Here is a 22,947-nt window from a genome sequence, read left to right on the forward strand (position 1 = left end):
TGCGCAGCCGTCCAGTGTGCAGGCGTCTTGCCTCGAACGTGCCTGGCCTGCGGCCATCGGCGCGTTCGCCGGCGGGCTAGCTGCTGGTGCAGCGGCGCCGCCGGGCCGCCGAGGCCCGGAGCGAGAGCGAGGGGCAAAGGCGGAAGGCAAGACAAAAGGGTGCGGCACCTGCCGGCCCGCAAAGCCAGGTTGCACGTGGGGGGGGCGCGGCACGATGCGGCTTCGCCGCCGTGCCGCTTGTGGCGCGAGGCCCGCGCCAATGCAGGCATGTCCGCGTGCTTCGCACGACCGGACACGCCAGAGCTTGCAGGGAGCACAGCCATGACCGACCGCCGCGACGACGATTTCCGCATTCGCCCCAGCGCCCCGAAGAACCAGGGCCAGGGCTTCGTCTCCAAGGTGCTCAAGCAGGCAGGCAAGGCCAGCAGCGGCAAGTCTTCGATGCGTCGCCCGGCGTCAGCGCGTGGCACTGGCCAGCGGCCCAGCTCGCGCCTGGGGCGCGGACACACGACGGTGCGCTTCGCCGGGGCGAAGCTGACGCCCCTATCGCGACGCGTGACCATCAAGACGCTGCTGGTCAATCAGCAGCGGGCCAGCCCGCAGTCGCTCGCCAAGCACGTGCGCTACATCGAGCGCGATGGCGTGGGCCGCGATGGCGAGCCTGGTCAAACCTACGGGCCGCAGACGGATGAAGCCGACCTCGACGCCTTCAAGGAACGCTGCGCCGATGACCGGCACCATTTCCGCATCATCCTCTCACCCGAGGATGGCGCGGAGCTGGAAGACCTGCGCACCTACACACGGCACCTCATGGGCCACGTGGAGGCCGACCTGGGCACGGGCCTCGATTGGGTGGCCGTCAACCACTGGAACACCGACAACCCGCACACGCACATCGTCTTGCGCGGACGCGACGACACCGGCAAAGACCTCATCATCGCGGGCGACTACATCGCCAACGGCTTCCGCCATCGCGCTGCCGAGCTGGCGACCGAATGGCTGGGGCCGCGCACCGAGTTGGAGATCCAGCAAACCTTGCAGCGCGAGGTGGGGCAGGAACGGTGGACGAACCTGGATCGCACCCTGCACCGCGAGGTTGGCGAGGACGGCCGAGTGCAGATCGAACGCTTCAACGAACCGCGGCTGCAACGCCAGCGCCTGCTGCTGATCGACCGTCTGCAACGCTTGCAGCGCCTGGGCCTGGCCGACGAGACGCAACCCGGAACCTGGGCCGTCCATGCCGATGCAGAAAAGACGCTGCGCGCACTGGGTGAGCGTGGCGACATCATCCGCACCATGCAGCGAGCCATGCGCGGTGAGCCGCGCGAGTTGGCGGTGTTCGAGCCGGGCGACGATGGTCGAACCATCCTCGGCCGCGTGGCCGCGAAGGGGCTGGCCGACGAGCTGCGCGACCGGGGCTATCTGGTCATCGACGGGGTGGACGGCAAGGCCCATTACGTCGCGCTCAAAGCCGGCGACGAGCTGGCGAACTATCCGGCCGGCGCCGTGGTGAAAGTGAAGGGTTCAGCCGACGTGCGCGCGGCCGACAAGACCATCACCGCGCTGGTGAGCGATGGCTTGTACCGTACCGACCATCACCTCGCGATTGCGCAGGGTCAGGCCGTGCCCGGCCGCGATCCGCAGGAAGTCGTAGCTGCCCATGTCCGCCGGCTGGAAGCCCTGCGCCGGGCCGGCATCGTGGAGCGTGTCGCCGAAGGTCTATGGAAGGTGCCGGACGACCTGCCCGAGCGTGGCCGCCAGTATGACGCGCAGCGCCTGGGCGGCGTGGCTGTGGAACTGAAGTCGCACTTGCCCATCGAGCGGCAGGCCCGCGTGATAGGGGCCACCTGGCTCGATCAGCAACTGATCTGCGGCGGCCCGGGCCTGGGCGACCTGGGCTTTGGCGCAAAGGCCAAGCAGGCGATGCAGCAGCGCGCCGACTTCCTGGCCGAACAGGGACTGGCCGAGCGGCGCGGCCAGCGCGTGATCCTGGCGCGCAACCTGCTGGGCACATTGCGCAACCGGGAACTGGCACACGCTGCCAAGGCCATCGTCGCCGAAACCGGCCTGGAGCATCGGCCCGTGTCCGACGGCCAGCGCGTGGCCGGCATCTACCGGCGCAGCGTGATTCTTGCCAGTGGGCGCTACGCGATGCTGGATGACGGCAGGGGGTTCAGCCTGGTGCCGTGGAAGCCGGTGATCGAGCAGCAGTTGGGGCGGCAGCTTGCCGCGACGGTACATGGTGGCGGGGTGTCCTGGAGTTGGGGGAGACAGCTCGGCCCAGCAATTTAGTGGATCGACCGAACCGTTTTAGCCGTTCAGCGCCTCTATAGGGCAAGTGGGAGCCGTGGGTGCCTCCACCCGAGTCCGGGTCAACGATCCCCAACCAAAGGAGCTAGAGATCATGAAATGTTACGTCCGCTCGATGGCGGCCGGCTTCATCGCCACCGTGGTGTTGTCGCTGCTGATGTTGATGAAGGCCGCTATGGGCGTGATGCCGGAGTTGAACCCGGTGGACATGCTCAGCAGCATGGCGCACATGAAGATGGGGATGCCGGATTCCCCCATGGTCGGATGGCTAGCGCACTTCATGATCGGCACCGTCCTGTGGGGCATCCTGTTCAGGCTGCTGTATGACCGGCTACCGGGCGGGAACGCGCTGCTCAAGGGGATGTCCTTCTCCGCATTGGCCTGGCTAATGATGATGCTCCTGCCGATGCCGATGGCCGGCGCGGGCCTGTTCGGCTTGAAGCTCGGTATGATGGCTCCGGTAATGACTCTGATGATGCACCTCATTTGGGGCGCCGTTCTGGGCTACACCTATGGCCGACTCTCAGCCAGCGTGCGCTAATTCATCCGCCAGGTCTTCGTAGTTCCATCTGCCGCAATGAATGAAAACCGCCTTGGAGTATCAACATGACGAAAGAAATCGAAACCACCGCTGAAAGCGAGAGCCCGGACAACAGCACGCTTTATCTCGGGCTGGGCCTGGGACTCGGCGGCTATGCCACGGTGGCGGCCATTCTCGCGGGCTTTGTATGCCCGACATGCGTTGTGGCGGCGCCGGCCCTGATTGCCACTGGCGTGTATCAGAAGATGAGAAACAGAAAGCGCGAGCCCAAGAATGGGAGCGAAATGCTGATAGGACAGCCGGGAGTGCGCTGATCCATCTACCCATTCAGCTTTCTTGCTGGGTATGCTTTGAATCAGACACGGGAGATCAATCATGAGCGCCCACGTAAGTGACCGCGACAACCTGATCATGGCCGCACAGACGGGCGATGCGGCCGCCATCACCTGCCTTCTCGCGGTCTGTCAAGCCGACGCACGCCGCTATGCGTACAAACACTGCCACGCCAGCGACGTCGATGATGCGATCCAGGAGTCGTTGCTGATCATCTCGCGCAAGGTCAAGGGTCTCAAGGCGGCAGCCGCCTTCTCTTCCTGGCTATTCACCGTGATCAAGCGCGAGTGTCGAAAGCTCGCGCGAGCGATGTTCAAGCATGAGCCGCTGCCCGACGATCTGGCCGAGGAGTTGCTGTTGCACCGACCGACCGACGATCTGAGAATTGACCTCGCTCACGCCCTGGAATCATTGCCAGCGCACTACCTCGAAGTCGTGCTTCTGCGTGACTTCAAGGAACTGACCATCGCCGAGATCGCGCAGCAGTTGGGCGAGAAGCCCGGCGCGGTCAAGAGCCGACTGCATCGTGCCCGTGAGCTGGTGCGTGAATACATGCTCGGTACGGAGCCGTCTTCGGGACACCGCGCTGCGTTGAAATAGCCAGACGAGCCGCACTCCCTTGCGACCGCAGGGGTGCACGCTCCTCTCGCGGACAACCCTCATACGTCAGGTTTCGGCTGGCGGATGAGGGTTTTTTTCTGCTCCCCCGAACCGTTTTGCCCGGCCGCCTCCTCTTAGTCGCTGAGGCTTGCAACTGCTGGCCTGTTCCCGCAGCTCACCGGCTGCTTCTTTCCTTCAGGAGAAGTGACATGTCCAACCGTATGTTGTCCGCCGCCGTCGCCACGGCTTTCGTTGCCGCGCTCGGCGCTGTAGCCACCCCCAGCTTTGCCCAAAACATGGGCATGAGCAAAGCCGACATGGAAAAGATGCAGAAGGAAGCCCAGGCCAAGAACATGGAAAAAATGAAGACGGGCCATTTCGAGAAGTGCTACGGCGTTGCGCTCAAGGGACAGAACGACTGCTTCGCCGGTGCCGGAACGACCTGTGCAGGCACCAGCATGACCGACTACCAGGGCAACGCCTGGAAGCTCGTTGCCAAGGGTACCTGCACGTCGATCTCGACGCCTGCCGGCAAAGGTAGCCTCACGGCCAAAAGCTGATACCGGCTTCCGAATAGGTGGGCGGTGGCATTTCGCCTCGCCCGCCCCTACGCTAAAGCATGAGGATCACCATGGGCATTCACCCAACTGCGCACGCCGCTGGGCGGGGAATCCCTGCGCGTGCGGGCGTCGGCCTCAAGGCCGACCACTACCGCGCCATCATCGAGACGCGGCCGGATATGGGTTTCTTTGAAATCCATGCGGAAAACTACATGGGAGCCGGCGGACCGCCGCATCGCTACCTGACGGCTATCCGTGAACACTACCCCCTGTCGCTGCACGGCGTGGGCCTGTCCATCGGTGCCGACGGGCCGCTCGACCCAGCGCATTTGCAGCGCCTCAAGGCGCTGAACGAGCGGTACGAACCCGCCCTGTTTTCCGAACACCTTGCTTGGTCTTCGCACGGCACCGGCTACCTCGATGACCTGCTGCCGGTGCCCTACACCGGCGAAACGCTGAACCACATCTGCCAGCACATCGACCAGGTGCAAACCGTCCTGGGCCGGCAAATGCTGCTGGAGAACCCATCCACCTACCTCTGGTTCCAGGAGAGCACCTGGCGCGAGACGGATTTCATTCGGGCGATCGCTCAAAGAACCGGATGCGGCCTGCTGCTGGACGTGAACAACGTCTACGTGGCGAGCACGAACCAGCAGTGGGACGCACACGCCTACATTCGAGACTTCCCCCTTGGCCACGTGCAGCAGATTCACCTGGCCGGCCACTCCCGCCAAGAGGACGAGAAGGGGCGCCCCTTGCTGATCGACTCGCACGACCAGCACGTGGATGAACGGGTCTGGAACCTCTTTCGGCAGGTCATCCAGCGCATCGGGCCAGTCCCCACGTTGATTGAATGGGACTCCAACGTGCCCGCATGGGCCGAGCTGCAAGCAGAGGCGATGATGGCCGAAGTGCTGATGGATATGTCGAACGCGGAGAAACGGCGCTATGGCACGCTTGGCTGAACGTCTGGAGGAGTTTGCCTCGGCGCTGCTCGACCCCGATCGTGGAGTACCTGCGGGCCTCGTCGGCCCCGATGGCGAGACCAGCGCCCGGCGGTTTGCCGTCTACCGGAACAACGTCTTCGTCGGGCTGACCGAGGCGCTGCGCGCGGGCTTTCCCCGCGTCGTCAGGCTGGTCGGAGACGAATTCTTTGCCGCGATGGCCCGCGTCTTCGCGGCCACCACGCTGCCCGACTCGCCGGTGCTGCTGCACTACGGCGCCGAGTTCCCGGACTTCATCGCGTCTTTCCCGCCCGCCGAATCCTTGCCCTATCTAGCCGACGTGGCCCGCATCGAGCGCGCCGCGACCGAGGCTTACCACGAGCGCGAGGCGGCTCCCTTGACGCTCAGCGTGCTCGCGGCTGTACCACCGGACCAGACGCCGGGACTAAGGTTCAGGCTCCACCCATCCGTTCGCCTGATGCGCTCGCCATTCCCAGCCTTCACGGTCTGGCGAATGAACGCCGCTGATGGCACGCCGGCACCGGTGGATCTTTCCGAAGCGCAGGACACGATGGTGCTGCGTCCCAACGCCGAGGTGGACGTTCGCCGCGTGCTGCCCGCGAGCCATGACTTCGTGGCCGCGCTCGGCCAGGGGCTGACGTTATCTGAGGCCTTGGAAATAACCCTCGCCGCTGACGGCGATTTCGACCTGTCGGAGAACCTGCGGGAGTTGATCCAGATGGGTGCCTTTGTCGGCTTCGAGCTGGAAGCCGAGGAGAACAAATATGAGTAACACGCAAGTGGTCAAAAGTTGGTCTGGTGCAGCGGGCATGGTGAACTGCGTGCTCCATTGGATGGCAAAGGCCGCCGGCATGGCCGCGCCGCTCTTTCTCCGGGTGGCCTTGGCGTTGCCCTTCTTCAAGTCCGGCCTCACCAAATGGGACGGCTTTCTGTCGCTGTCCCCGGCCGCGAGCTTTCTGTTCCAGGAGGAGTTCAAGCTGCACATCCTCGGGCAGGTCTATGACCTGCCCTTCCCGGATGTGCTCGCGTTCGCCAGCGGCTCGGGCGAGATCATCTTTCCGATCCTGTTGATTCTTGGTCTTGCCACGCGCTTCAGTGCCCTGGGCCTGCTGGGCATGACGGCAGTGATCCAGCTCATCGTGCCGGAGGGGTGGGCGAACTTTCATCTGCCTTGGGCGACTATGGCGATTGCATTGATCGCCATCGGGCCAGGCCGGCTTTCCCTTGACCATTGGATTCGCGGCTACTTCGGGCTTCGCACGACTTCAAATTGAAAGGAAGTGAAAATGCTTGCACTGCGCATCACCCCCATCTTCTTGATGGCCTGTTGCTTCGCCTCGGCGGCCGGAGCCGCCGAAGGGCTGATTACCGTGCAGAGTCCGTACAGCGTCAAGGAAACGATCGACCGCTTCGAGACAGCCGCCAAGTCTCGGGGCCTCAACATCTTCCTTCGCCTCGATCACGCGGAGGGCGCCAGGAAGATCGGCAAGAACTTGCGACCGACCGAGCTTCTAGTGTTCGGTAATCCTCAGGGCGGCACGCCCCTGATGGAGTGCGCGCAGTCCGCCGGCATCGACTTGCCGCTCAAGGCACTGGCTTGGCAAGACGTGACCGGGAGCGTCTGGCTCACCTACAACGACCCGAAGTATCTCGCGTCACGCCACGGCGCCGACAACTGTGGCCCCATCGTGGAGAACCTGTCCAAGGCGTTGGGAGGTTTGACGCAAGAGGCTATCCAGAAATGACCGCACTCCCTCGACTTCGCTGGCATTCAGAACGATGAGAGACGCATTTTTCTCAGAATGCTCAGCCACCATGCAGCACGTCAATCAGCGGACAGGATACCTGACCGTGATGCGCGCAACATTCGTCTACCAGTTTTGACAGCGCCGTCTCGATCCGCATGAGGTCGGTCAGACGAGTGCGCACGTCTGCCAGCCGCAGCGCGGCGAGTTCGGCCGCCTCGGTGCAATGGATGCCGTCTTCCAGCTTCAGCAGATCGCCGATCTCATCCAGGCTAAAGCCCAGCTGCTGGGCCGACTTCACGAACTTCATCCGCGCTACGTCGGCCCTGCCGTAGCGGCGAATGCTGCCATAGGGCCGGGCCGGCTCCAGCAGCAAGCCCTTGCGTTGATAGAAGCGGATCGTCTCGACATTGACCTCGGCCACCTTCGCAAAAGCGCCAATGGTCAGGTTTTCCAAATCGGTTTCCATTTCGCTTGACTCCGTACTTGACTACGGAAGTAACGTTACAGCATCAAGCGAAATCCAGAAAGGAGAACCTGATGTCGGAAGCGCAAAACGGCCGCGGCGCGCTCGCCGCCGGCGGCTTGGCCGCTATCCTCGCCTCGACCTGCTGCCTGGGGCCGCTGGTTCTGGTCGGGTTGGGTTTTTCCGGGGCCTGGATCAGCAACCTCACGGTGCTGGAACCGTACCGGCCGCTCTTCATCGGCGCTGCGCTGGTCGCCCTGTTCTTCGCCTGGCGGCGCATCTTCCGGTCGGTCCAAGCCTGCAAGCCGGGCGAGGTGTGCACGATTCCGCAGGTTCGCACCGCCTACAAGCTGATTTTCTGGATCGTGGCCGCGCTGGTCGTGGTCGCGCTCGGGTTCCCCTATGTGCTGCCATTCTTCTACTGATCAGGAGTCCATCATGAACAAGCTGCTTGCCTCGCTCGCTCTCGCTGTCATCGTCGCACCGGCCTGGGCGGCTACGCAAACCGTCACACTGTCCGTACCTGGCATGACCTGCGCGGCCTGCCCAATCACGGTCAAGAAAGCGCTCTCCAAGGTCGAGGGCGTCGGCCAGGTTGACGTGACCTTCGAGAAACGCCAAGCGGTCGTTACCTTCGACGACGCCAAGACCAGCGTGCAGAAACTGACCAAGGCCACCGAAGACGCCGGCTATCCGTCCAGCGTCAAGCGCTGAGCCGGTACGGTCTGGCTGCGACCTTGCCGGCCACCACCAATTGAAGAGGAAGGACCTCATGACACAGTTGACAATCACCGGCATGACCTGCGACTCGTGCGCCGTCCATGTCAAGGCGGCGCTGGAAAGCGTACCCGGCGTGCAGTCGGCCGACGTGTCCTATGCCCAAGGCAGTGCCCAACTGGCGCTCGATTCCGACACCTCGCCCGACGCTCTGATCGCCGCCGTTGCCGGACTCGGCTATCGCGCGGCGCTGGCCGACGCGCCGGCCGCGCCCGTGAGTGGCGAGCTGCTCGACCGCGTGCGCGAGTGGAGAGACGGCGGAAGCAAGGCCGGTCGCGAAAGTAGCAGGCTGCATATAGCCGTCATCGGCAGCGGCGGGGCAGCAATGGCGGCGGCGCTGAAGGCGGTCGAACAAGGGGCGCATGTAACCCTGATCGAGCGCGGCACCATCGGCGGTACCTGCCTTAACATAGGCTGCGTACCCTCGAAGATCATGATCCGCGCCGCCCATATCGCCCACCTGCGCCGTGAAAGCCCGTTCGATACCGGCCTGCCGCCCGTACCACCGGCCATTCTGCGCGGCAAGCTGCTCGCTCAGCAGCAGGCGCGTGTCGATGAGCTGCGTCACGCCAAGTATGAAGGCATCCTCGACGGCAACCCCGCAATCACCGTGCTACACGGCGAAGCGCGCTTCAACGACGGCCATAGCCTCACAGTACGGCTGCACGATGGCGGCGAGCGCATCGTGCGCTTCGACCGCTGCCTGGTCGCTACCGGCGCAAGCTCCGCCGTGCCGCCGATCCCTGGCCTCAAGGACACGCCCTACTGGACTTCGACCGAAGCGCTGGTGAGCGACACCATCCCGGAGCGCCTAGCCGTGATCGGCTCATCGGTGGTGGCTGTGGAACTGGCGCAAGCCTTCGCGCGGCTCGGTTCCAAGGTCACGATCCTGGCGCGCAGCACGCTGCTCTTGCGCGAAGACCCGGCCATTGGCGAAGCCGTCACGGTCGCGTTCCGCGCCGAAGGCATCGAGGTATTGGAGCACACCCAGGCCAGCCAAATCGAGCATGCAAACGGTGAATTCGTGCTGACAACTTCAGCTGGCGAATTGCACGCTGCCCGGCTGTTGGTCGCCATCGGCCGCACGCCGAACACGCGCAGCCTCGATCTCGATGCTGCTGGCGTCACCGTCAATGCGCAAGGAACCATCGTCATCGATCAGGGCATGCGCACCAGCGCCCCGGACATCTACGCCGCCGGGGACTGCACCGACCAGCCGCAATTCGTCTATGTCGCGGCGGCGGCCGGTACGCGTGCTGCCATCAACATGACCGGCGGTGACGCGGCGCTGGACCTCGCCACCATGCCGGCGGTGGTGTTCACCGACCCGCAGGTCGCCACCGTAGGCTTGAGCGAGCAGGAAGCGCGCCACGCCGGCATAGCGACCGACAGTCGCCTGCTCACGCTGGACAACGTGCCGCGTGCGCTCGTCAACTTCGACACGCGCGGCTTCATCAAGCTGGTGATCGAGGAAGGCAGCCGTCGGCTGATTGGCGTGCAGGCGGTCGCGCCGGAGGCCGGCGAGCTGATCCAGACCGCGGCGCTGGCGATCCGTGCCCAGATGACGGCGCAGGAGCTGGCCGACCAGTTGTTTCCCTACCTAACGATGGTCGAGGGCTTGAAGCTCGCCGCGCAGACCTTCAGCAAGGACGTGAAGCAACTGTCCTGCTGCGCGGGATAGCAGAAGCAAGGAAGGAGATTCACCGAAAGCATCTACGCGGTATCCAAGATGGCGCAGGACGCGGGCGTAAGCGTGGTGCGCGACGATGTGCTGCGCGTCTTGCCCGTGCCAGCGGGCCATACCGAAGGCGGCCATGGCCTCTACGATGTCCACGCCCTGGAGCGGTGCGCCTAGCCTTCAGGATGGTGAGAGACTTATTTTCGTAGCTTGCTCCACATCAGGAACAGCAGGGTCAGTGACAAGGTGCCAATGCCCACGGAGGCAGCGAACTTGTAATCGACGGCCGGGATGACGAACGGCAGCAGGCCCACGGCAAGCGCCGGCGGCACATGCAGATCGAATACCCGCAAGATCAGGGTGCCGCATGCCGTGCTGGCGATCACTGCCAGCGGCGCGTCCCCAAAGGTCGTGACCAATGCAACGCCGGCCAGTGCGCTCAGGGTGATTGCAATCGGCAGCAAGAGCGGCTTCCTGGCCCAAGGGCAAACATCCGAATGGGCAAACATTTCAAAGCCGATCACGATCAGCGGCGGGAACAGGATCAGCCGCCACCCGGTGACTTCGGCCAGCACGGCCGTACCGACCAAGAAGACCACAAAGGCAGGAAACCAAGCATAGCTGCGGGGCGCTTCTTCGGTCATGTCGTCGGCCACATCGGCAGGGGTTGGCACTGGCGGCGGCGCAACGATGCGGCGCCAGATGAGGGAGATTGCGGCGAGCAATACCAGCCCGACCAGCAACGATGCCGGGTAGTACCAGCTCGTGATGTTGAGCGAGATCGGCAGGACGCCCGCCGAGATGGCCGGGGCGATCAGCGACCGCAAGACGCGGATGATGAGGATGGCGGCAACAGTCGCCAGCAGAATTGGCACGATTCCGCTGCCCATGCTTCGGACGAGGATTGTTCCTGCGAGCCCGGTGAGCAGCGGCGTGAAAACGAGCATCCCCGGCGCGTTGGCCCAGGTGCCGTGTGGCCGCTTGATCACGTCATGGGCCAGGGCGCCCAGTTCGGGGAAAAGGATGTAGTGAACCTGCGTGGCGGCAGCGATCCACGCGATCGCTCCCATGTAGAGTGCCGTCAGCAGTTCGCCAAAGAACCCCGGCGGGGGCGACGACCGCCGGATACGAAACAATCTCATGCTTTCTACGCGCAGCATCCCCCGGCAACACCTATTTCAGCTCCGCCGGCACGGTATAGGAAGCAAGAGCCGCATTCATCTTGCTTTCCTTTCAAGGATGCTGCGGGCGAGACCATCGAAGTCGTTTTCGACGAGGTTGTAAGCCATGTTTGGGTGGGGGTCGGGTGGACCGGACGGCCCCCATTCTTCGGGCCGGTACACGAATGCGGTGCGGAATCCGGCTTTGTGCGCGGCGTTGAGGTCGAAGTTGTGGCAAGCCACCATCATAATTTGCGACGGCTGCAGATCCAGCCACTTCGCGGCGGTGGCATAGGCCTGCGCATGGGGCTTGTACGCGCCGATCATCTCGCAAGAGATGACGGCATCCCAGTTCAACCCATTCTTGCGCGACACGTCAACGACCAGCGACGTGGGCAACATGGTGAAAGAGACCACAGGCAGTTCCCGCCTCAGCTCGGCCAGCGCGCCCGGGAAGTCCGGCCAGGTATCCAGAGCGTGCCAGGCACTCCACACCTCATGCCGGTCATCGGCGGTGAATTCCTTCAGCCCGAAGTGCGTAAGAGACTCGTCCAGGGTTCGACGGTGTACATCGTCCATGTTGAATTCAGGCTGTAGCTGCCCGACGATCGCTTTCATGGCGCGACGCCGCCAGTCGTTCACGACTTCATGCCAGTCGACCGAGAGGCCGCGCCGCTGGCCGACACGCTCGATGGCGCCAAATAGACCCGAGTGCCAATCGAGGATCGTGCCCCCAGTGTCAAATGTCAGTGCCTTGATGTGCATAACAATCTCTCAATGAAATGAGCACGTCCGCATCAGCAGCGAAATTGCCCGACCTGGCGGGAACGCCGGCCCCGGGTCGATACAAGCGAAGCAGGCCAGGGCCGCTTGGCCGCTCGATCGGGGCAATTGCGATGTACCCGAGCCCGTTCCGCTTGCCGTGCTCGTTCCGGTCCGTGTGCTCACTTCGTCTCCGACGGCAAGACATAGGACGCGAAAGCCGCGTCCACCGGCGTATCGAACAGGTGATTGGTGTAGTTAGAGATCGTCTTGACGGCGATGGCGAGCACGACCTGTAGGGCTTGCTGCTGACTGTAGCCTGCGCTGGTGAAGGTCTGCAAACTTCCTTGGGACGGGTTGCCCCGCGTTTGCACCATCTCTTTGACGAACTCGGCTAGGGCGCGCAGCTTCGGATCATCAATCGTCCCGCCCTCACGAATCGCCTGGATCGTCTGCGGCGGCACCTTGGATACCTTCTCGGCGATCATGCTGTGAGCGGCCACGCAGTAGTGGCAGGCATTTTCCCGGCTGATGATCAGGAATACGACCTCCTGCTCGGCCGGCGTGAAGCCGGATTCCTTGCGGAACCAGTCGTACCCATGCAGATAGGTCGAGAGCGCGCCGGGGACGTTGGCCATTTCCCCGTACATGTTGGGAATACGTCCCATCTTCTTGCGCGTGTTGCTCAGCATTTCAAGCGCCTTTTCGTCGGCGGTGTCTTCGGAAACCAGGGGGAGTGTCAGTTTGGCGTTCATGGGTTGGTCCTCGTAGAAAGAAATCCTGCTTCCAGGTTGGGTTTGATGATGGCGAAGCAGGGTGAAACACCGAAGTCGCGCGGGGCGAACAGGCTGCGGTGCCGGACATAAAGGATCTCGTCCACACAGCCTGCACGTAATGAGGCTGACTGAGGTAGCGGCTCAGTCCCGCCCCACACTTGCGCGCGATGCTGTCCAAAATACCTGTCATGGCGTTACCCGGTCGAAATGACGGTGAACTTCGGGCCGAGCATGGCTCAGAATCTCGTCGTCAGTTGCGTGAGCCAAGCCGGCGAATGCTCGACCAGCCATGCTTCCATCGGCTTGTCGGTGCCCGTCAGGATCAGGACGGCCAAGGCCACCATGATCGCGCCCAACAGGATTTTTCCGGTCTTGCCTGCGTGCATGAGCTTGGATCGGGTGCGGCCCATGGCGCTGCGCGATACATAGGCAAGGGCCACCAGCGGCAGCGCTGCGCCGACGCCGAACACCGCCATCATCAGGGAGGACTGCGCCAGGTTCGTGCCCTGGCTGGCCAGGACGATGGTGGCCCCGAGCGTCGGCCCCACGCAGGGACTCCAGACCACGCCGAGCACCAAGCCGATTACGAACTGCCCCATTAGCCCATCCAGTTGAACGCGCGCGAGCAGGTTGTTTCCGGCGTTGCCGATGCCCGATGTCAGCGACGCGAAGCGCTGCTGGAGGACGCTGGACATGAGCACCACACCCAGCACTCCCAGGACGGCCGCGCCCAGGCCACGGAAGATTGAGGTGTCGATGCCAAGCGAGGCGCCTGCCCAGGCCAGGGCCGTGCCGACGATGGCATAGGACAGCGCAAGGCCCGCCGCCAGGGCCAGCGGCGCGTGCCGATGGGCGTTTACTGCCGAACCTATCAAGATCGGCACGATGGGCAGAACACAGGGGGAAAGCGTCGAAAGAACCCCCGCGAGCAGGCCGAAGCCGTAGGAACCGAGGCCGAGTGTCATCAGCGCACGGTTTTCTGAATCAGGCCGTCGATGCCGGCCTCGGTCGTGTCACCCACCGAGCGGGCCACTTCCTTGGTGCCCTTGAAGCCCACCAGCGTGCTTTGCATGCTCACCTTGAACGCCCGAACGGTGTTCTTTTCGCTGTCGAAATCCACGGTCAGCAAGGTCACGTCCTTGTAGGTGGGCTGCTTCATCAGCTTTTCCAGGATGGGCCTTTGCGCCTTGCACGTGGGGCACCACGTCGCGCTGACATCCACCACTACGGGTTGGCCAGCATGTGTCAGGCGGTCGAACTCGACCTGGCTGAACGGTTTGATTTCTCCTGCGTTGGCGATACCTGCCAGCGCGGAGAGCGCGAGAAATGAGATGGTCGTGCGCAGCTTCATGGGTGCAATGTCCTGTAAGGGGGGAACTCGGCTACCGGGTGGGCCGCCTTGTCATAAGAGCTGGAATACGGTCAAAACGGTTCGCGGGTGCCGAGAAAAATATTTCGCGCCACGCGAACCCAACGGCCCTCTCGGTCACCTCTTAGTAGGGCGAGGCAGCCTTTTGCGATCTCGATTCACCCACCACAGAGGAACACCCGTGAAAACATCTTCGAAACTTGCATCCCTGACCCTGGCCGCGTTGACGGCGGCTACCCTTGCGCTGCCCGCTGCCGCGCAGGGGACGAGCGACACTGCGAAGTGCCAACCCAAGGCGGGCATGGCCCAGTGCGCGGCGAAATGTGCTGGCAAGTGCGGTGCCAAGTGCGGAACGAAAAAAACCGCCGCCAAGCATGGGGCGAAGAAGCACGCCGCCAAGTGCGGGGCGAAAAAATGTGCCGCCAAGTGTGGCGTGAAATGCGCCCCGAAGTGCACTCCCAAGTGCGGCGCCAAGAACTGACCTGAGTGGCTCGGACAAGATCCGCCATGCCTGCCGCCAGCGGTGCTGTTCGCGCCGCTGGCCTGCAGTTGCTGGGGACCTATGCAAGCCTCGCCGAGCGCGGCGAGCATCTTTTTGGCAGCTTGCTCGCAGGGGAACACCCGACGCAATGGGCGCACTACCCAGAGGACGACGCGATCGACCCCAGCGGCGGATTCCAATGGTTCTATCACTCGCACTCGCCGCAGGATCGTTCAAGTTCCGCCGAGCATGGCCACATCCATTTGTTTGCCAGGCGCAAGCGTTGGTCACGTTTCCTGAGTGCCCACAGCGAATCGGAGGTGCATTTTTCGCGTCTGGAGGGAGCGCCGATCAAGAAGGGCGACACCCGGCATCTCCTTGCCATCGGGTTCGACGCCAAGGGCCTGCCCACCAGCTTGTTCACGGTGAACAGTTGGGTCACCGGCGACTCGATGCTGTCCGCCTCGTCCACGGCCGCCTTGCTCGGTCGGATCTCATTAAACACCGGTCATCCGCATGTCGATGCCGTGGTGCAGTCCGTCATTCGCCTCTACGCTGGCGAGATTCGCGGGTTGCTGGAGGAACGTGACCGTGTCCTATTTGGCTTTGCCGGTAGCGAAGTGCTCGCAGACGAGTCACTTGAGATTCTTTCGGAACTCTCACTTGATCTCGATGGAAAGCTGGCTGGTGAGCTAGCTGCCTCAAGCGCCTGAAGGCGGTGGACATGCAGATGGAAGAACCGGGTTCTAAAGACACGTCGGCCAAGGCGGCGACAGCGGCCCATCCGTATGGCGCGCGCTTGACCATTTTGCTGCTCGGGAATGCGCTGATGCGGATAGCCGGCGGCGCCAGCTCGGTCCTGACGGGACTATTTCTTGCCGATATGGCAAAGAACGGAGCCCCCGTGAACACCACGCTCGTCGGCACGCTCGGCACGATCTCGTTCGTCGCCGAGGTGGCGGGCGCCCTGCCGATGGGTCTGCTGTCGGACGCATTGTCGCCGCGCGCGCTGATGACGGGCGGAGCCGTGATTGGCGCCGCCGCCATGCAGATGTTTGGCATGGGAGGATCGACCGGCATTTTCTTTTTGAGCCGCGCCGCCGAAGGACTCAGCGCCGCGGCGACCGCGCCGCCCATGCTTGCCCACCTGACGGATATGACAGATCGAAACCCGCCGCTGCGGGCGCGGGTGATGAGCTATTTCGAGGTGTCGTTGCTCGCGGGGCTGGCGTTCGGGGGACTGCTGGGAAGCGAGTTATGGCGTGTTGCCCATAGAGATGCCTTCACGGTATTGGCCGTGGCCTACCTGCTATGCAGCGCCCTGCTGCACTACGGCACAGCGGGGAGTCGAGCGCATGACGGACAGGCGGCGATCGCGGGCTTCTGGCGGGCGTTGAGCGATCATACTCTACGCCGGCTTGCGCCAGTTTGGGTCTGCGTCAATGCGATTATCGGCTTGTGGCTCGGACCAACTTTGAGCTTTCTGATGGCCAGCAAGCCGCACAGCGGCCAGTTTCTGGCCGGAATCTTTGCCGAGCAGCCGCAGCGTATGGGGTGGCTGCTCCTCGGCTATGCGCTGGTGTTCGGTACAGGCGTCAGCCTGTGGAGCGTGGTGTTGCCGCGCGTACCGCTCCAACGCGTGCTGCGGATTGCTCTGGTCGCCATGCTTTGCGTTTGTGCGGGACTCCTGATGCTCAATCATTCTGGGGCCTGGAGCCCCTACCTGCAATGGGCGATAGGCATGGTAACGGCCGTCGGCATCATGGTCGAAAGCGGATTTACACCGGCGGCATTGGCCTTGCTGACAGGCATCGTCGGCGCTCAGGCCGGACAAGGGGCCGCCATGGGCATCTATTCCATGTTGCTGGGTATCGGGGCGATCGGGGGTTCACTACTGGCCGCAGGGCTGGGCCGGTGGCTTGCGGTGGACGGTCTTATATTGGGCACATTGGCGATGGCGCTCGTGGCGCTTGTGCTGCTCAACCGGCTGCGCCCCGAGGAGGCTTTCCATGTCGCACGATGACTATGATCTCGCCATCATTGGAGCCGGCGCAGGCGGTCTGGAGGCTGCCAATTTTGCCGTGCAGCTTGGCGCGAGAGTCGCACTGATCGAGAAAAGCCGCATCGGGGGAGACTGTACATGGACCGGATGCGTCCCAAGCAAGTCTCTGCTGAAGGCAGCGAAGATCGCGCATGACGTGCGCCGCGCGGAACAGTTCGGAATCGGCACGAGCGCGCCCGTCGTCGATATGAAACGCGTGCGCGACTATGTGCGCCAGACGATTCAGGCGATTTATCCGTCGCATACGCCACAAGCTTTGCGGGAAAAAGGCATCGACGTTATTTTGGGGCCGGGACGGTTCGTCGATCCCCGCACCATCGCCGTCGCAGAGCGGAGCCTGCGCGCGAAAAAAATCCTCGTCGCAACTGGCGCCCGTCCAAAGGTTCCGGCCATTGACGGGATCGAAGACGTGCCGTTCGCCACCTACGAGGATATTTTTGACAACGAGCGCTTGCCGCGCACCATGCTTGTCATTGGCGGCGGGCCTATAGGCATCGAGATAGCGCAGGCGTATCAGCGTCTGGGCGCGCAGGTCACCGTTGTCGCTGAGCGCTTGCTGCCCAAGGACGAGCCAGAGGTGCGCAACGTGATGGAGGCCGTTCTTCAACGCGACGGCATGAAGATAGTGCGCGGCCGCGCCACAATCGTGCGGCGCGATGGCGATCAGATCGTCGTCGCGACCGAGGCGGGCGAAGATCGCGGGGAATTGCTGCTGGTGGCCGCCGGCCGCGCGCCCGCCGTGGACGATCTCGGTCTCGAAAAAGCGGGCGTGAATTATTCCGAGCAGGGCATCCCTGTCGATGACGAACTGCGGACGAACGTCAAGCACATCTACGCGGCCGGGGACGTGGCCGGCCGGCATCAGTTCTCGCATCTGGCGGCATGGCAGGCATTTCTTGCCGCGCGAAACGCGCTCATTCCGGGAAGCAGCAAGGGTCTGACGGATCTCGTGCCCTGGGTGACGTTCACCGATCCCGAAGTCGCCCATATCGGGCTCACGGAGGAGCAGGCGCGGCAACGATTTGCGGACGATGTCACGGTTGAGCGCACCGAAATGAGTCGCGCGGACCGCGCCATCTGTGAGAACGAGCGCGACGGTTTCATCAAAGTCATTGCGAAAAAAAACGGCAAGATTGTCGGGGCGACGGTGGTCGGCAGCCGGGCGGGCGAAATCGTCACGGAATTCATCCTCGCCATCGAACACGGGATGAATGTCTCGGACCTGGCCCGCCCCATACACGCCTACCCAAGCTATTCAAGCGCTGTCCAGCAACTGGTGGCCAAAATGACCGTGGCGCGGACACTCTCCGGTTTTTCGGGAGATGCCATTCGGTGGCTCTCCAAAGTCACTCGTTAGTTAAAACAGGAGTTTTTTGTGAAAGACGACACCATGTCAGAATCGAAAAATACCACCGCGACGGCGAAGAACAAGAAAGACGCCGGCTATGTTTTCTACGAATTGACGCGCAGCATATGCCCCGTGTGCCGGAAGGTGATCGACGCCAAGATTCTCTTGCGCGACAACAAGGTCTACATGAGCAAGCGCTGTCCAGTGTGCGGGCCATTCGAAGGGCTGGTCTACGGCGATGCCGACGCGTATGTTTCTCTCAGCCGGTACAACAAGCCGGGCACCATCCCGCTCGCCTTCAACGGGGAACTGCGCCACGGTTGTCCGCATGACTGCGGCCTGTGTCCGGACCATCAACAACACACTTGTGTAGGCATTATCGAAATCAACAGTGCGTGCAATATGGATTGCCCGTTGTGTTTTGCCTCGGCGCGCACGGGCTTCAGCCTCACGCTCGAAGAAGTCGAGCAGATACTCGATGACTATGTACGAGCCGAGGGTAATCCCGAGATCGTGCAATTCTCCGGAGGAGAGCCGACGGTGCACCCGCAGATTATCGATTTCGTGCGGGCGGCGAACTCGCGTAGCATTCCCTACGTCATGATCAATACAAACGGGAAGAGGATCGCAAAGGACGACCGCTTTCTGGCGCAGTTGGCCGAAGTCCGGCCGTCGTTCTATTTCCAGTTCGACGGATTCGAATCGGAAACCTACCGTGTTTTGCGCGGCGAACCGAACATTCTGGAAGAGAAAATCCGGGCGCTCGACCGGCTGGCGTCTGTGGGACTGACCGTCACGCTCGTTCCGGCCATCGAGCGTGGCGTGAACGAACACGAAATCGGCCACATCGTCGAGTTCGCGATCAAGCATCCGGCCGTCCGGGGCGTCAACTTCCAGCCGGCCTTCCACGCCGGGCGCCATCCGCGCCACGATCCCATGCAGCGGATGACCATCCCGGACATCGTGAAATTGATCGAGGAGCAAACGGCGGGAATGTTTAGATCCACCGATTTTGTGCCGGTGCCCTGCTGTTTTCCGACCTGCAACGCCGTGACCTATGCTTTTGTGGATGGCGATCAGGTCACACCGCTGCCGCGTATCGTGAACGTGAACGACTATCTCGACTACATCACCAACCGCGCGATCCCCGACCCGGATCTGCAGATCAAAGGGGCTCTGGAGGGGCTGTGGTCCTCGGCATCGGTTGCGGGCTCACAGAAGTCCTCGAACCAGCTCAAGTTCTCCTGCGAAGCCTGCGGTGTTCCCGAAGGGCTGACGGCTGGGGACCTGGCGGAACACATGATCATGATCATGCTGCAAGACTTCATGGACCCTTGGACCTTCAATCAAAAGAATCTCATGAAGTGCTGCAAGGAGTTCCTCCTGCCGGGCGGCAAGCAGGTTCCTTTTTGCGCCTACAACTCCGTTGGATACCGCGAGCAAGCCAGGCAACAACTCGAAGCGCAGGAGCCGGAGCGCCGGCGCGCCCGCGCCGAGGGACGCAAATACGAGCCGCAGCCGGTCACGTTCGATTTCACGCAGGGTAACAGCTTTCCAATGCAAGCAGCGCCGTCCAAGGCGCGGAAGACCCCATGAACCCGGGGGGCACGGCCCCAGCCGGGCACGAAAACATCAAGCAGTGCTGCGCGCAGCTGTATGAGAGCGACTTGGCGCGAGTCCTGCTGGGCGAATCTTTTCATCCCGGCGGTCTCGCACTTACGGAACGGCTGGGGATTCTGCTGGGGCTCAATGGCACATCGAAGGTATTGGATGTGGCCTGCGGCAAAGGCGCCAGCGCGATTTTTCTCGCCGAGCGCTTCGGCTGCGAGATTGTCGGGATCGACTACAGCGCGCACAACGTCGAGCAGGCCATGGCCGCTGCTGCCGCGAAAGGACTCGCGCCACGAGTACGTTTCCAGCGGGCCGATGCCGAGCGAATACCCGTCGATGATGGAGTTTTTGACGCCGTTGTCTGCGAATGCGCTTTCTGTACCTTCCCGGATAAGTCGTCCGCCGCCCGTGAATTCGCCAGAGTTCTGTGCTGCACTGGCGCAGTCGGTCTGAGCGATTTGACGCGGGCTACAGACCTGCCGAAGGAGTTGGAGGGGCTGCTCGCATGGGTCGCCTGCATTGCCGACGCTCAGCCGCTGCAAAGCTACAGCGACTATCTGATGGGCGCGGGCTTTCGCGTGAGCCGGACGGAAGCCCATGACGGTGCCCTGGCAGAGATGGTTCACCAAATACGCATGAAGCTGCTAGGCGTCGAAATCATGACCGGATTGAAAAAGCTTGCGTTGCCCGACGTCGATTTGCCGGCCGCAAAGGCGATGGCACAGGCCGCTCTCGAAGCCATCAGACAGGAAAAACTGGGCTATTCGATTGTCTGTGGCGTCAAGTCATAAGCATTCGAACGCCGCTTCCAGTCCTCCTGGGCCGCCGCGCCGGCCCACTTCATCCAATCACCGCGCCGGCGGGGGCATTCGGACTATGTTGACAACGATCATTTTGGTGATGGCGTTGCTGGCGGCAGTCAACGGAGCCAACGACAACATCAAGGGTGCGGCCACGCTGCTGGGATCCGGTGTTGCCGGGTACCGCACCGCCATCGCGCTCGCCACACTGGCTACGGCTGCCGGCGGAATACTGTCGATATTTCTCGCCAATGGCCTGCTTGCCGCCTTCAGCGGCAAGGGCATCATCCCGGCGGAAGTCACGAGTTCGCTGCCGTTCCTGGCTTCCGTGGGCGTCGGTGCCGCGCTGACAGTCGGCCTGGCGACGGGACTCGGGCTACCGATTTCGACAACCCATGCGCTGCTCGGCGGTCTGGTCGGCGCGGGCTTCGGCGCAGCGCTGTCCGAAGTTCACGCAGCGACCGCATTTCGGGAAATGCTGCTTCCACTGCTGGTGTCTCCGGCGATGGCGTTCATCTTGACACCATTGCTGAGCCGCATGAAGGTTCGCGCTGATGCTGCGCAGGTCTGCGCGCGCCCGTCATCCGCCGTCCTCGCCACCGACGGAAAGACGATCGTTGAGAGCGAGCCGTGCGTCACGATCACGCCGGTTGACGATCCGGTCTGCAGCGCTCCGATGACGCGCCAAATCGCACGAGTCGATGCAAGCGTCTGGATCGATCGGCTGCATCTGGCCAGTGCTGCGGCCGTCAGCTTCACGCGGGGTCTCAACGACACGTCGAAAATCGCCGCGCTGATGGTTGCTGCGGGCAACCTCGGCGCGTTCTCGGCCACGACGCTTGTCGTCGTTTCGATGGACATCGGCGGCTGGCGGGTCGCCGATATGCAAGCTACGTCGTTTTCAGGTGACCCGACGACCTTGCCCACCCGATGTCCCGCCGCATCAGGCGGGCCCCCTTCACGGCCATCCACCCCTACCCATGCAGCCGCGAACTTTTTTGTTTAAGCGCGAACCGTTTTGGCACTTTTGTGCCTCTTCTAAGTACCCACAGGGAAGAACGACCCCACGGCGGCCTTCTTCCCTGTGACCGGCGTCTCTCTCAACAGACCGCTTCAGGCGATGGGGGCTCATCATGTACTGCAGCACTTCCGTGACGGCGCAACTGATTCGTGGCGTCTTGGCAGCAGCATCCATTGCGGGTGCAATCTTTTTGACACCGTATTTCTGGCCGGCACTGGTGCTACTGCCCCTGGCCATCTACTTCATGCGGGGATGTCCTGCCTGCTGGCTTGTGGGGCTGATGGAGGCCATTCGGGTTCGCAGCGAACGCAAGCCGCTACTGTAGTGCGATCCACGAACATGGAACTACGTCATCTACGATGCTTTCTTGCAGTCGCGGAGGAGCTCCATTTTGCCCGCGCTGCCGAACGACTGCACATTGACCAATCGCCGCTATCCCGTACCATCAAGGAGCTGGAAGAAGAACTTGGTGCTCGCCTTTTCGTTCGCACCACCCGCAGTACACAACTGAGCCACGCAGGCCAACTTTTATTGGAGCACGTGCCACGTATCTTTGCTGCGTTGGAGCAAGCTCGCGATAGCGTTAAATCCGCTGCCAATGGTTTTCACGGCCAGTTGCGCATTGCCTTGTCCGACGGCATTACGCCATCGCGCCTGCCAGCCCTGTTGGCTCAATGCCGCGAGGAAGACCCAGAGATCGAGATACGGCTGTTCGAGGTGCCACTGGCCGAGCAGATCAAAGGCCTGCACGGCGATCTCTACGACGCTGGTTTTTCGATGGCCGATGAGATGGACGATGGCATCCTGGCTTGCCCGGCCTGGGAGGACGAATTGATGGTGGCGGTGCCGGCTCGCCACCCTGTGCTTGCATTCAGGCGCGTTCCACTGGGGGAGGCGCTGCGCTATCCCTTGGTACTGGGCGACCCGGCGGTATGCGAAGGCCATGCGCGGCAGGTTGATCGCATCCTGCGCAAGCACGAGCAAGAACCACTGATTGCGCAGTATGTCGCTACGTTCGATCTGATGATGGCCCTGGTCTCCGCTGGGCTCGCACTGGGCCTGGCAGGCACGGCGCACATCGCATCCAGCCGCGAATTGGGTGTCGTAGCCCGGCCGTTGGCGGGGCGGCCGCCGAAGCTCACCACCTATCTGCTGCGCCGTAACGCAGAGCCTTCTGAGATGCTGGCCCGGTTCATTGAACGAGTGTCTTACATTGATTCGGCGGATGGTCTCGATACCTCCGACGACTCCCGACCCATCCGATGAAAGACCTGTAACCATGAACAAAGTGATGCTGCTGATGGTGGCCGCCACGTTGACGGCATGTGGCCCCTCTCAACCTTCGGAAACCGTGGACGCGCTCGTCGCCAATCCTGAGCGCATCAAGGAACTTCAACGGCAATGCAAGGAAGATCGTGAGAAGGTCGGCGATGAACTTTGCCGCCGTGCGGCTGAAGCCGCCAATCGCCGTTTCTTCGGTGATCGACCTGAGCAGAAGTCCAAGTAGCCTTGTTGTAGTCGCTTCGCAGCGACAAAGTTTTCGCCGTGACCTCATCACGCCGCAACGTGTTCGTGCACGCTG

Annotated in this window: 26 protein-coding genes; 20 read left to right on the plus strand and 6 right to left on the minus strand. The window is 62.6% G+C overall.

The annotated features are described in order from the left end of the window. Positions 1-321: 321 nt before the first annotated feature. The 9 genes from W930_RS0116725 to W930_RS0116765 all read left to right on the plus strand — a co-directional run bounded on the left by W930_RS0116725 (position 322) and on the right by W930_RS0116765 (position 7,054). Positions 322-2,292 carry a relaxase/mobilization nuclease and DUF3363 domain-containing protein gene (locus W930_RS0116725; protein ID WP_028731140.1) on the plus strand — a complete coding sequence of 657 codons (1,971 nt, stop codon included), beginning with the start codon at positions 322-324 and terminating at the stop codon, positions 2,290-2,292. A 112-nt stretch (positions 2,293-2,404) separates the two neighbouring features. Then, positions 2,405-2,851 (plus strand): DUF6789 family protein, encoded by a 447-nt coding sequence (locus W930_RS0116730; protein ID WP_028731141.1) that lies wholly within the window; start codon positions 2,405-2,407, stop codon positions 2,849-2,851. 65 nt (positions 2,852-2,916) lie between these two features. Next, positions 2,917-3,165 (plus strand): hypothetical protein, encoded by a 249-nt coding sequence (locus tag W930_RS0116735; RefSeq protein ID WP_028731142.1) that lies wholly within the window; start codon positions 2,917-2,919, stop codon positions 3,163-3,165. A 61-nt stretch (positions 3,166-3,226) separates the two neighbouring features. Further along, positions 3,227-3,784: an RNA polymerase sigma factor gene (locus tag W930_RS0116740; RefSeq protein WP_023873398.1), complete on the plus strand. Its 558-nt coding sequence runs from the start codon at positions 3,227-3,229 to the stop codon at positions 3,782-3,784. A 317-nt stretch (positions 3,785-4,101) separates the two neighbouring features. Then, entirely contained in the window at positions 4,102-4,344 is a 243-nt protein-coding gene (locus tag W930_RS0116745) for a DUF2282 domain-containing protein (protein WP_235195554.1), read from the plus strand. 59 nt (positions 4,345-4,403) lie between these two features. Then, positions 4,404-5,309 carry a DUF692 domain-containing protein gene (locus W930_RS0116750; RefSeq protein ID WP_028731143.1) on the plus strand — a complete coding sequence of 302 codons (906 nt, stop codon included), beginning with the start codon at positions 4,404-4,406 and terminating at the stop codon, positions 5,307-5,309. Next, positions 5,293-6,081 carry a DUF2063 domain-containing protein gene (locus tag W930_RS0116755; RefSeq protein ID WP_028731144.1) on the plus strand — a complete coding sequence of 263 codons (789 nt, stop codon included), beginning with the start codon at positions 5,293-5,295 and terminating at the stop codon, positions 6,079-6,081. The genes W930_RS0116750 and W930_RS0116755 overlap by 17 nt, the downstream gene beginning before the upstream one ends. Further along, on the plus strand, positions 6,074-6,583 hold the full coding sequence (locus W930_RS27805) for a DoxX family protein (protein WP_023873402.1): 510 nt from the start codon (positions 6,074-6,076) through the stop codon (positions 6,581-6,583). The genes W930_RS0116755 and W930_RS27805 overlap by 8 nt, the downstream gene beginning before the upstream one ends. A 12-nt stretch (positions 6,584-6,595) precedes the next feature. Further along, positions 6,596-7,054 (plus strand): DUF302 domain-containing protein, encoded by a 459-nt coding sequence (locus tag W930_RS0116765; RefSeq protein WP_023873403.1) that lies wholly within the window; start codon positions 6,596-6,598, stop codon positions 7,052-7,054. 61 nt (positions 7,055-7,115) lie between these two features. On the opposite strand, the gene merR is transcribed toward W930_RS0116765, so the two are convergent. Then, the gene (gene merR / locus W930_RS0116770; RefSeq protein WP_028731146.1) at positions 7,116-7,523 is read right to left on the minus strand and encodes an Hg(II)-responsive transcriptional regulator; all 408 of its coding nucleotides are present in this window, start codon (positions 7,521-7,523) and stop codon (positions 7,116-7,118) included. A 71-nt stretch (positions 7,524-7,594) separates the two neighbouring features. Here merR and merT point away from each other — a divergent pair, with 71 nt between their 5' ends. From merT to merA, 3 genes are read left to right on the plus strand one after another with little or no spacing between them, the layout of a single operon-like run. Next, positions 7,595-7,945 carry a mercuric ion transporter MerT gene (merT, locus tag W930_RS0116775; RefSeq protein WP_023873405.1) on the plus strand — a complete coding sequence of 117 codons (351 nt, stop codon included), beginning with the start codon at positions 7,595-7,597 and terminating at the stop codon, positions 7,943-7,945. A gap of 13 nt (positions 7,946-7,958) precedes the next feature. Continuing rightward, the gene (gene merP / locus W930_RS0116780) at positions 7,959-8,234 is read left to right on the plus strand and encodes a mercury resistance system periplasmic binding protein MerP (protein WP_028731147.1); all 276 of its coding nucleotides are present in this window, start codon (positions 7,959-7,961) and stop codon (positions 8,232-8,234) included. A 58-nt stretch (positions 8,235-8,292) separates the two neighbouring features. Then, positions 8,293-9,978: a mercury(II) reductase gene (gene merA, locus W930_RS0116785; protein WP_028731148.1), complete on the plus strand. Its 1,686-nt coding sequence runs from the start codon at positions 8,293-8,295 to the stop codon at positions 9,976-9,978. Between the two features lie 194 nt (positions 9,979-10,172). On the opposite strand, the gene W930_RS27810 is transcribed toward merA, so the two are convergent. From W930_RS27810 to W930_RS0116815, 5 genes are all read right to left on the minus strand, one after another. Then, positions 10,173-11,135: an HPP family protein gene (locus W930_RS27810; RefSeq protein WP_235195552.1), complete on the minus strand. Its 963-nt coding sequence runs from the start codon at positions 11,133-11,135 to the stop codon at positions 10,173-10,175. Between the two features lie 57 nt (positions 11,136-11,192). Further along, positions 11,193-11,900 (minus strand): haloacid dehalogenase type II, encoded by a 708-nt coding sequence (locus tag W930_RS27815; protein WP_051610648.1) that lies wholly within the window; start codon positions 11,898-11,900, stop codon positions 11,193-11,195. A 179-nt stretch (positions 11,901-12,079) separates the two neighbouring features. Then, positions 12,080-12,652, minus strand: a complete 573-nt coding sequence (locus W930_RS0116805) for a carboxymuconolactone decarboxylase family protein (protein WP_028731149.1) — start codon at positions 12,650-12,652, stop codon at positions 12,080-12,082. Between the two features lie 257 nt (positions 12,653-12,909). Next, positions 12,910-13,638 carry a cytochrome c biogenesis CcdA family protein gene (locus tag W930_RS0116810; protein ID WP_028731150.1) on the minus strand — a complete coding sequence of 243 codons (729 nt, stop codon included), beginning with the start codon at positions 13,636-13,638 and terminating at the stop codon, positions 12,910-12,912. Continuing rightward, a complete protein-coding gene (locus tag W930_RS0116815; RefSeq protein ID WP_028731151.1) occupies positions 13,638-14,024 on the minus strand; it encodes a thioredoxin family protein in 387 nt (128 codons plus the stop codon). Before W930_RS0116815 ends, W930_RS0116810 begins: the two co-directional genes overlap by 1 nt. Positions 14,025-14,549: 525 nt before the next feature. Between W930_RS0116815 and W930_RS27820 the strand changes: the two genes are divergently transcribed. From W930_RS27820 to W930_RS0116860, 8 genes are all read left to right on the plus strand, one after another. Next, positions 14,550-15,236 carry a hypothetical protein gene (locus W930_RS27820; RefSeq protein ID WP_051610649.1) on the plus strand — a complete coding sequence of 229 codons (687 nt, stop codon included), beginning with the start codon at positions 14,550-14,552 and terminating at the stop codon, positions 15,234-15,236. An 11-nt stretch (positions 15,237-15,247) separates the two neighbouring features. Further along, positions 15,248-16,546 (plus strand): MFS transporter, encoded by a 1,299-nt coding sequence (locus tag W930_RS0116825; protein WP_028731152.1) that lies wholly within the window; start codon positions 15,248-15,250, stop codon positions 16,544-16,546. Then, complete coding sequence (locus tag W930_RS0116830; protein WP_028731153.1) at positions 16,533-17,942, plus strand: NAD(P)/FAD-dependent oxidoreductase; 1,410 nt, start codon at positions 16,533-16,535, stop codon at positions 17,940-17,942. Before W930_RS0116825 ends, W930_RS0116830 begins: the two co-directional genes overlap by 14 nt. 18 nt (positions 17,943-17,960) lie before the next feature. Next, positions 17,961-19,529 carry a radical SAM protein gene (locus W930_RS27825; RefSeq protein WP_200873097.1) on the plus strand — a complete coding sequence of 523 codons (1,569 nt, stop codon included), beginning with the start codon at positions 17,961-17,963 and terminating at the stop codon, positions 19,527-19,529. Next, on the plus strand, positions 19,526-20,335 hold the full coding sequence (locus W930_RS0116840) for a class I SAM-dependent methyltransferase (RefSeq protein ID WP_023873418.1): 810 nt from the start codon (positions 19,526-19,528) through the stop codon (positions 20,333-20,335). Before W930_RS27825 ends, W930_RS0116840 begins: the two co-directional genes overlap by 4 nt. Positions 20,336-20,420: 85 nt before the next feature. After that, a complete protein-coding gene (locus W930_RS27830; protein WP_051610650.1) occupies positions 20,421-21,350 on the plus strand; it encodes an inorganic phosphate transporter in 930 nt (309 codons plus the stop codon). 354 nt (positions 21,351-21,704) lie between these two features. After that, positions 21,705-22,631 carry a LysR family transcriptional regulator gene (locus W930_RS0116855; RefSeq protein ID WP_028731154.1) on the plus strand — a complete coding sequence of 309 codons (927 nt, stop codon included), beginning with the start codon at positions 21,705-21,707 and terminating at the stop codon, positions 22,629-22,631. A 13-nt stretch (positions 22,632-22,644) separates the two neighbouring features. Beyond that, entirely contained in the window at positions 22,645-22,872 is a 228-nt protein-coding gene (locus W930_RS0116860) for an EexN family lipoprotein (protein ID WP_023873421.1), read from the plus strand. The last annotated feature ends 75 nt before the right edge of the window (positions 22,873-22,947 follow it).

The organism is Pandoraea sp. E26 (assembly GCF_000681415.1).
GTDB classification, from domain to species: Bacteria; Pseudomonadota; Gammaproteobacteria; order Burkholderiales; family Burkholderiaceae; genus Pandoraea; species Pandoraea pnomenusa.